The organism is Pseudobacillus sp. 179-B 2D1 NHS (assembly GCF_045370945.1).
GTDB lineage: Bacteria > Bacillota > Bacilli > Bacillales > Domibacillaceae > Pseudobacillus.
On sequence record NZ_JBIQDP010000051.1, the window covers coordinates 1 to 9,909 of the forward strand.

Below are 9,909 nucleotides of genomic sequence, written 5' to 3' on the forward strand. Positions count from 1 at the left end.
AGAGGCTGAAGAGGCGCCCCTGCTAAGGGTGTAGGTCGCGTAAGCGGCGCGAGGGTTCAAATCCCTCCTTCTCCGTCATACATATAGTTTTCTTCCAAAACACCCTTATTCTTCTATGGGAAGAATAAGGGTGTTTTTTACATCTATAAGTTTATAATCTCCGAAGCGGAAATTTGAAGCGCTAAGGCAAGTAAAAACATGCAAGAGCTCTCGTTTCTTTGTATGTTTTGTCATTACATTTATGGAAGATTTTTTTCTTGATTTTTCCACAATTAAGCCTGTAAAAAACTATTAAACCGGTGATCATCCGGCCAGCGCCATTTTCAAATGACGGCATAAAGGCAAAAAAGTTGTTACTAAGAGTGTACGGGTGATTTACTTAATGCTTAGAGGTTTTATCCATCTAAAGAGCTGAGTTGTGGAACAATCACTTTAATGCTAAGCTATAAAAAACTATGAGAAAGGGTATGTGAAATATGTCCATAATCATTATTAGCATAGTATTCGCATTTATATGGATTGCAGCGATTTATGAACTCATTAAACCTTTAAAAGAGCAGAATAACCGGAAAATCATTACTCTAACATCTTTCGGTACTTTATCAACATTAATTATTACTATTTCACTTTTTCAAAACTTTACTTTCTGAGAAAAGGCAGCTGCCTTAAGGATTTTATAATCGGTAAATGAACGCTTTAAGTGAATAAGCAGCAAAAAGGATCTTCTAATGAAGGTCCTTTCCTATACCAATAACGGAGCTTATATTAATCAAAGAGGGGATTGTAATTTCTAAACAAAAAGCTTTAATTATTATTGTTATGTTAGCAGCCGTACTTATTTCAATCATGTCTTACATGATGAGATACCCTATTAAAAATAATAACGACGACATCCAAGCGTATTTGGCAAAGTGGGAAAACCAAACTTCTGGCCGTTCTAATGTGAAACTTACATTGGTACAAGCCGTACATCTGGGAGAATCGAGTATACATGTTGCTCTTTACAAAGTTGATTCGAACTTACATAAGGCTATTTTAGAAGAAGGCCTCAATAGAAATCTTCGTATTCTTTACAGTGGTACTATCAACAGTGGCTTAGCTTATGAAGGAATTGAAACAAGTGAAGGTCAGTATGGAGTAGTTATGGGGCGGATTAATAATGATAAGGTCGCTTCTATAAAAGTGGAATTACAAAATGTTTCGTTTGATTATAAAATTAAAGTGCCTCATGAGCCATATTTTATTATGGCTACTAAATTGCCTAAAGAAATAAAAGAAGAAACATATGCAGGTTTCCATTTCTTTAATAAACAGAACCAGGAAATTTCATTGGAATAGCTTTGAGTGATTGAAGCCGAAACAAGCGGCAGTGAAGGGATCAAGTAATTTGTTCACACGATTATATTATTGCCAGATCCATTCTGATAACACCCCTCCTCATAATAAAGGAGGGGTTACTTAGTGTCGTCCTATAAAGAAGAGGGGAAGTATGTTCTTTGCCATTCATTCTGTACGTGCCATATGCTCCTCCGCATTGTCATAATCTTCCGTACTGACAGGAGTGCAGTATTGGACCTCTAGGTTATTAGTAGCATCTTGCTTAATTTGTTCACTTGGACACACGGCGGACATATAAACAGTGTACGGTAGAGAAGTGATAGACCTTCATCACTTTGCTTAAAGTCAAGAATCTCAACTTTAGATAGTCCAAAGAAAGTACCACTAGATTAATAGTTTTAGAAAAGAAGTTTGCTAGAAAGTAGGTTTACAAGAATGAATAATGTGTTTCAAAAGGTGCAAGGATTTTCGAACAAATTTATTGGCTTTTTTATTATAGCAGCCGTTCTTCTATGGGTGAAAACCTATGTTGTCCAATTAACACAATTTGAATTAGGAATAGATAATTCTGTACAGAAGTTTCTGCTGTTTCTGAACCCTTTAGGCTCGTCTTTACTGTTTTTAGGGTTGGCGTTCTTTTTTAAAGGAAGAAGAAAGTATATAGCCCTATTAATCATAGATACACTCTTGTCCATCCTGGTGTTTGCTAATGTTTTGTATTACCGGTCATTCAATGACTTTGTCACGTTGCCGACGTTAACCCAAACGGAAAACTTAGGCGATGTAAGCACAAGTATAGTGTATCTTTTAAAACCATATGACTTTTTATTTTTCATTGATCTTGTCCTTTTGGCAGGACTGCTGGCCTTGAAGTTTGTGAAGATCGAAATGAAAGATACGAATCGCTTGAAAGCAAGCACAGTCCTATTGTTAGGTATGGGAATTTCAGGTGTTAACTTAGCATTAGCAGAGGCCGATCGCCCTGAATTATTGACAAGGGGATTTGATCGTAAATATATCGTAAAGTATTTAGGGATGTATAATTACACCATTTACGATGCTGTTCAAAGCACAAGGGCCTCTGCACAAAGGGTACTGGCAGATAGTGATGACATCACAGAAGTGAACAATTATGTAAAAACAAATTATGCAGAACCAAATCCGAAATACTTCGGTGCAGCTAAAGGCATGAATGTCGTCTATTTGCACCTTGAGTCCATTCAAAACTTTTTAATTGATTATAAATTACACGGGGAAGAAGTGACACCATTTTTAAATTCGTTAACAAGGGATAAAAACACCCTTTATTTTGATAACTTTTTCCACCAAACAGCCCAAGGAAAAACGGCGGATGCAGAATTTATGATTGAAAACTCTTTATACGGTCTGCCGCAAGGGGCAGCCTTTACTACCAAAGGGTTAAACACATATCAGGCAGCTCCAGCTATTTTAGATCGGTATGATTATACTTCGGCTGTATTCCATGGAAATTCGGGAAGCTTTTGGAACCGTAACGAGATTTATAAATCACTTGGTTACGATCGATTTTTTGATTCCAGCTACTATGAAATGAATCCGAAAGATTTAGCGGATTACGGCTTAATGGACAAGCCATTTTTTGAGCAGTCAATGCCTTTGTTAAAATCATTGCCGCAGCCATTTTACACGAAATTTATCACAGTAAGTCATCATTATCCGTTTACGATAGCGGATGAGGAGACAACGATTGCGCCTCATACAACCGGTGATAAATCTGTTGACCGTTATTTTCAAACGGCCCGATATGCAGATGAAGCGTTAAGGCAATTCTTTACGGCTCTAAAAGAATCAGGCTTGTATGATAACACGGTGATCGTTATGTACGGCGATCATTATGGCATTTCTGAAAATCATAATAAGGCGATGAAGCAGGTGTTAGGAAAAGAGATAACCCCTTTTGAAAGTACGGGATTACAAAGAGTACCTTTATTCATTCACGCACCTGGCATCCAAGGGGGAGTCAACCACGAATACAGCGGACAAATTGATCTGCTTCCAACACTTCTCCATCTACTTGGAATTGATTCAAAGGAATATATTCAATTCGGCACAGATATATTATCCGATAAGCACGATTCGCTGGTCCCATTCCGTAATGGCGACTTCGTTAGTCCGGCCGTTACGTCCATTAACGGCAAGTTTTACAATTCATCTACAGGAGAAAAATTAGAAGAAGCCCGGCTTTCAAAAGCTAAGGAACTTCAGCAAGAGGCGGAGTACAAACTAGAGCTTTCAGACCGAGTTGTAAATGGTGATTTGCTTAGATTTTATTCACCGCCAAACTTTACACCCGTAGACAGGTCGGAATACGACTATACCAATACCGGAGAGTTAGAAATAAATAAGGAAGAGAAGTAGACAGAGATATATCAATGAGCTGCCCCCCGAACACTGGAAGGTTAAAAGTTCCTTTGTCCGGGGGTTTCTGTTCGTGTAAGTGTTTTTTCTTCATCTTGTGCAGAGATAATAAAGTCATTTAAAAAATAACCTAGTTGTTTAAAAATTCTTCTGCCACTAACGGGGTAGTTTAATTAAATAACAGTTATTAACAAATTTGTTTAATCGTACATAGTTGTTCTGCTATTCCCCACGAAAGCGAGAGAATACGAGCCTTAATGGTATTTCAAAATGTTTTTTCTTTGTAATGGTTCTAATTGGGCTATTTTTTAGCACTATCTTTCAAGATATGGCATGTTGGGGGTGGTATAGGTAAAGATAAAGATGCAGATCATACTAATCTGTGTATTATTTGTAATAGCTTCGTTATTAGGGGATATTTGCTCAAGGTTTAGGGTTTATAATTTATGGTCTAACAGAGTTCGGTAATGTTGCAGTTTTTGGGTGGTCAACGTATTTAAATTGGTTCTTCTACGTTATGATGGTAGCAATGATAATCATGTCTATTGCTAAGAAGGAGGCAAAAGATAACAGAGTGAAGGTTCTCTTCGTTGTTGTTCTTCTGTCAGGTATTTTAGTATCGATGTGGTCGTTGTTTGTAATTCCTATGAGTTTGTGAGAGTTATACATTCGTGAGATAAGGAACATTATCACTATACAAATGGAAAGTAAGAATTATCGGAGGGAAAAGTTTAATTTGGATAAAACTCAAGTAATGGTTTACTTTACATTGTATGGAGATGAATTTTCAATTGATTATGTGACTGAAACATTGGAAATTGAACCTACAAAAACCTATAAAAAGGGTGATGTTATTGTAAGGCCCCTTAATCAAAACATTACTTCCACAAAAATCATTATCGATTAGAAACAGCTTGGGAATTAAGCACAGGCTACCAAGAGTCCTTTGATGTGAAAGAGCAAATGGACCAAATTTTAGGACGGTTAAAAAATAAAGCAGCTTTAATAAATCAGTTGAAAATGGAGTATGAATTGGAATGCCATTTTTCCATTGTTGTAATAATGGAAAGTGGATACACACCCGGTTTGCATATTGATAAGGAACAGATTGAATTTGCAAATAGTATAAAAGCTGAATTTGATATAGATTTGTATGCGAACCCTTATGATGAAAATTTTGAGGACTAAAAAAGCAATTATGCTTCAACTAACAGAGGCGTTGATCTAAGAAGGGTGAACGCTTTTTTGTTTAAGTTCTTATTGGACAAACGGGGCAGTTTTCTCGAAGAAGGAGAAGTTCCTTTTCTGTTGAAGTTGTAGTAAACGAATCAATTACTTTTTGGTCAGTAGGACATTTCGGGAGGGAGTCAAGGAGATTAAATGAAAAATAAAAACCTGAACACTATAAATTGGAGTATTTTCATACTAGTTGTATTGACAGCGGTTATTACTGCAATTATCACACTATATGATTTATACAATACACCTGCCTTTGGTGAAGATGCACAATCTCGTGCGGGATTCCGTTGGGGGACACTCCATATTATTATCTCGATCACCATACTGAGCATTTCCGTTTTTTTAGCAGTAGGTTGGAAAAGTTTCTTCCCGTTTAACGTTCCTATTGCTATCATTCTGGTTGGTTTTTGTTATTTATTATTTTTTCTTACATTTACGATTGGATGGGTCGGTGTACAGGGTATGCTTGGCTTCATTATAGCTTTGCTAATAGGGATGATTTTAATAATTTCTTATTCAATTTCTTTTCTTATTCAACGTCGCAAGGCTATCAATAAAAGTTAATCATTTGAATTGTTTTAAAAACAACCTTATCAGTTATTGGGTGGCAAGGTTTACTGAACCTGTCTTTTCTGGACAGTTATCTTTTCTTATTATAGTGGCGGGGCAGCATCCTTGTTATAAGTTTGTGAAAATATGTACTTAAAGTAAATGGGGCTTTAGTTAAAGAAGGAATACTAGAAGGACTCTATGGGACAGGGTTCTTTTTGTTTGCCCAAAAATCCACACCATCGTTTAACAAATCTTTCGCTTTAAGGATAAGATGTCGTTCGTAAAAGCTCACTTTTGCGCAAAAACTATTTTCTAAAAGTCAAATAATAATTCGTGCTTATTATAACGAACGAGCGATTATGATTGTGATTCATGAAATAGTCGATGAAGTAGCGATGAGACTTCGTTTGCCCCATGTAGCAGCAGGAAAAGTCACTCTTGCTCAGGACATTGAAGAAAGGGGAGTTAAACATCAAATGCAACTGTCTAGACAGACAAACTGCACGAAAGACCTGAATACTCAATTTGAAAAACTGTTTAAGACATATTGGAGAGGACAGCCGATCCGGCAAATTTATGTTGTGTAATGATAATAAAGTTGTTTAAATCATAATAAAGTCATTTAAAACTAAAATAGCTGTTATGATATTCAACGAACGGGCCATTTGACGGAATAAGATTTAAAGGAGAAACGAAGAGGACAAGATAAAAATAGTAAACTAAGGGTGGTTCAGTATGCAAGAATCTATTGCCGTTATTACAATAGTTTTGTTGATAACGATGGTAATCATTCGTTCAATACAATTAAAAAAACTTGGCATTAAAGCCTTTAAATTTGGCGAAATGGACAGAAGAGATTTCATTATACCTCCATTTGCTGTGCTATTATTTTATGTGATTTTTTCCAATATCATTAACCTACCACGTTTGGGAACAGAACTGTTTAGAAATGAATCCGTTGGCTGGATCGGGGTAGTCTTATGCTTACTCGGTCTTTCACTATTCCTATACAGCTTAATTTCATTCGGGAAAAGCTTTAGGGTGGGAATAGATGAAGATAACCCAGGTTCTTTAATTACAACTGGAGCTTTTGCCATAAGTCGAAATCCGATATATACTGCTTTTGGTTTAGTCTTATTAGGAGAATTTTTCATTTACCCGAATTGGATTTTATTATTATATTTGATTGTAGGTTATTGGCTTTTTAATCGGCAAGTACTTCTTGAGGAACAATCATTGATGAAGATTTACGGTGAAGAATATAAACAATACTGTAAAAAAGTTCGTCGTTACCTTTAGTTAAACGATCTTATTAAGCAATAGGGCGTGATTGTGGCATAAAGATTTGATTTTTTAAACAACTTTACTGTCACTCAACAAGCTGTACAAGAAAGTTTAAAAGAGTTAAAGGCATTAGGATAGTTGTGAATAAATAATTATGAAACAAAGTGAGTTAGAACCTTGTAGAGGAGATGAGAAGATGACAATTAGTGCAGAGAGGAAGGCCTCAAGATTGATGAGGTTGCGTAGAATTTGCGGTTATGGTGCCGCAATAGCAGTAACACCTTACCTCCTGATCAAAATCGTATGGACTTTTGGTCTCTTCCTTCCAACCGAGCAAATGGGTGGCGCTAGCTGGCGCATTATAAACGCAGTAACCGCGGTTCTCGCTGCGATTGGTATCCTTCTTGCAATGGCGTTTTGCAGACCATGGGGGGAGCGGCTACCTGCGTGGTTGGTTGCTCTACCTATTTGGGTTGGTACCGGTTTGCTCGTTCCGATGCTGCTGATTGCACCGGTTCTGGGCCCTGCAGCTATGATCCGGGATCAAGAAGCAGGTGCTGCCAATTTCTGGGTATACGAGCAGCTCTTCGTCATGATCTCACTTTTCGGGATCGGCATTTTCCTGCCGCTTGCATTGGCGGGGTACGCAATGGCTCGTTGGCCAGAAGCGCTGAGTGGCACAACCGATTACAAGGAGTTGCCGGGCAATACTTTACAACTGCAGATTATCTTGGCTAGGATCGTCGCTGCCGGCTGCTTTCTGCTCGGTGTCATCAAGGTGTTTTGGGCGGTTGGCGGCTCTTTCGGCATCGACCCGGCAACCATGGGTGAACGCGATGTGTGGTGGCGCCTGCTGTCATTGAGTACAGGCGTGTGGTCCTTTGCTGGTGCATGGGGCATACTGGTGGTATCATCCCGCCGTGGATCGAGGTGGTTTCTACCCCCTATGGCAGCGGCATGGATTTCATCGGGAGCTTTGTTCTCCAACAACCTCTATTCCGCCTTATCTTCAGTTCGACTCGGTGTACCACCCTCCCCAGAGTACCCATTAGCATGGTTGTTGACCACACAGGCAGGCATCGTCTTAGGTGTAATAATGGGGATGATTATCCTACTGGTGCTGCATGAACGCCGTCGAGCCCTTCAAGATGAGTCCAACTGAAGTTGATTACACAGAGCTACGGACTACTGGTGTTGTGCAAAAGCTCATTTTGCGTGGAGAAGAGGTAGTGTACTTTACAATCGAAGATTTTCGAGAGCTAAAATAATTAGTGGTTTATTCGATTAAATGGCGCTATTGCGGAAGATATAGCTAAAAAAATGATCAAACTTTTTTATAAAAATTGTATAGTAGCTAGCAAGGACTTAGCCCGTTTTGATCAATCTTTTTCAAAACGGGTTCTTATTATTTAATTTAAAATACGGGTTTGAGGGATATTTTTGATCAAACTTTATTCCAAACCAACAGCAAATTAGAACCAGCCTTGTATGGACAAATGTATTTATCTTCGGTTTAATCTTATTTATTTTATTAAAATACAATGTAATCCGGTAAAGGAGTGTTATTGATGAAAAAGAAGTGGCTGCAAATTTCCTTCTTTGTATTGCTTTCATATTTCGTTATTAGAGTTATAATGATTAGTTCTTCTCAGGACTATTTATTTTTTTATAAAGAGAACCTTTACCAATCTCTTGCTTGGCTTGACTTTCTATTATTAGTACCTTTTTTTGTTGTCTCTTCTCTTTTATTAGGAGAAAGGACAATAACTCAATTGCTGCTATTTATTTCCTCTTTCCTTTTTATCGGGTTAATATTCTTCTCGGTATTTTCTCAAAGCCTGGAGTATGGAGATCTTAGTTTAATAAAGAATGATGATAGATATATTTTAGGCATTTCAGGAGGATTTCTAGAAGATCCAGATAACAGATATGAGAATCGTATCTTTGAGGCTAAATTGTACGAGAAAAAGTTCTCTTTCATTTATAAGAGAATTCATTCTTCTACAGAATCGATTTCTAACACCGACACCAATAGCCTTAGTGAAAATAAGATAAAGCCAATTTACTTAAAGAATAAAGGTTTAATTAAATTCGGAAATACAGTTATTTCTATAAAAAAAGAAGAAGGATAGGAACCAGATATGCTTAAGTCGTACTATGGGCGTACAGCTGTTGCAAGGGATGATGGGATTTATGTAGCACTTTCTGGTGTCAATCCGAATGAGAAGATATTTATGATAGAAGTAGATCTACAAACCGAAGATTACAGTTATCGTACAGATGTGCCTAAAGGTGATTACTTTACGATGATAGATTTGCTACCTACTACTATTAAAATCCCTGTAGCGGCATCTTTTACGGCATACTTTTTCTAACGAATACAATAAAGTTATCTATTTCTTATTTGACTAACGGGTGCTTATGTTAAAGATGGGGTGGCTGATGCAAGCCCTTTTTCTTTATTCGACTAATGGAGCAGGTTCTTTAAGGAAACAGGTGGTGTTTTTAGTGAAACGCGTCGTAAAAGTATTAATAACTGTTCCGTTTGTCTTTGTAGCGATATGCATATTATTTTTGTTTTATGTTTTTGTTGGACAGGAATATGTTTATGCTAAGAAATATGCAAACAGACTATTGGACTTTGAGTTACCTGAAAAAACAGAAGTGATAGAACAAGATTTTGATTATGGAGTTCTCTATGGAGGCGGTCCGTGGGGGAGCGGAGGTTATCCAACTGTTGTTGTAAACATAAGAATATTAACTAAATTGAGCGAAAAAGCAATTTTTGAACATTATAAATCAAAAGACTTTGAAATATATTTCGAAGGTACAGAAGAGTTAAAGAAGAACAGTAAAAACCAAATCTGGTACGAAGGGTTAGTTAAAGAGGAAGATGCTTTGAGTACAGAAGAGAATAATGAGGCACCAATTGAAGTTATTATTCAATATAGAACGGAATTTAGTTATCCATTTTTCATAGACTTATATTGATTTAATTGGTGCATTTTCAAGACGAATTAATGTTTGGATTTGAGTCAATAATTTGGACACAAAAAAGTTAAGTCTTAAGCTGTCTTTCTAATTTGATCCTCAATATAT

At 37.1% G+C, this 9,909-nt stretch carries 9 protein-coding genes and 1 pseudogene; all 10 read left to right on the forward strand.

What is annotated here, in order from left to right; genetic code table 11:
* Positions 1 to 954: 954 nt before the first annotated feature.
* The 10 genes and pseudogenes from ACH0BF_RS24560 (at position 955) to ACH0BF_RS24605 (ending at position 9,801) form a co-directional block, all read left to right on the forward strand.
* Entirely contained in the window at positions 955 to 1,338 is a 384-nt protein-coding gene (locus ACH0BF_RS24560) for a hypothetical protein (RefSeq protein WP_406910477.1), read from the forward strand.
* A 435-nt stretch (positions 1,339 to 1,773) separates the two neighbouring features.
* Positions 1,774 to 3,735 (forward strand): lipoteichoic acid synthase, encoded by a 1,962-nt coding sequence (ltaS, locus tag ACH0BF_RS24565; protein ID WP_120038464.1) that lies wholly within the window; start codon positions 1,774 to 1,776, stop codon positions 3,733 to 3,735.
* 736 nt (positions 3,736 to 4,471) lie between these two features.
* Positions 4,472 to 4,923: pseudogene (locus ACH0BF_RS24570) on the forward strand (DUF4279 domain-containing protein).
* Positions 4,924 to 5,115: 192 nt separating this feature from the next.
* On the forward strand, positions 5,116 to 5,538 hold the full coding sequence (locus tag ACH0BF_RS24575; protein ID WP_340856758.1) for an RND transporter: 423 nt from the start codon (positions 5,116 to 5,118) through the stop codon (positions 5,536 to 5,538).
* Positions 5,539 to 5,855: 317 nt separating this feature from the next.
* Positions 5,856 to 6,113, forward strand: a complete 258-nt coding sequence (locus tag ACH0BF_RS24580) for a DinB/UmuC family translesion DNA polymerase (protein ID WP_483879969.1) — start codon at positions 5,856 to 5,858, stop codon at positions 6,111 to 6,113.
* Positions 6,114 to 6,261: 148 nt separating this feature from the next.
* Positions 6,262 to 6,825 (forward strand): methyltransferase family protein, encoded by a 564-nt coding sequence (locus ACH0BF_RS24585; RefSeq protein ID WP_340856757.1) that lies wholly within the window; start codon positions 6,262 to 6,264, stop codon positions 6,823 to 6,825.
* A gap of 181 nt (positions 6,826 to 7,006) precedes the next feature.
* Complete coding sequence (locus tag ACH0BF_RS24590) at positions 7,007 to 7,972, forward strand: hypothetical protein (protein ID WP_340856756.1); 966 nt, start codon at positions 7,007 to 7,009, stop codon at positions 7,970 to 7,972.
* A gap of 406 nt (positions 7,973 to 8,378) precedes the next feature.
* Positions 8,379 to 8,942, forward strand: a complete 564-nt coding sequence (locus ACH0BF_RS24595) for a hypothetical protein (protein WP_406910478.1) — start codon at positions 8,379 to 8,381, stop codon at positions 8,940 to 8,942.
* A 9-nt stretch (positions 8,943 to 8,951) separates the two neighbouring features.
* Positions 8,952 to 9,185, forward strand: coding sequence for a hypothetical protein (locus ACH0BF_RS24600; RefSeq protein ID WP_406910479.1), 234 nt, complete (start codon positions 8,952 to 8,954; stop codon positions 9,183 to 9,185).
* Between the two features lie 133 nt (positions 9,186 to 9,318).
* Complete coding sequence (locus ACH0BF_RS24605; protein WP_406910480.1) at positions 9,319 to 9,801, forward strand: hypothetical protein; 483 nt, start codon at positions 9,319 to 9,321, stop codon at positions 9,799 to 9,801.
* Positions 9,802 to 9,909: the final 108 nt, after the last annotated feature.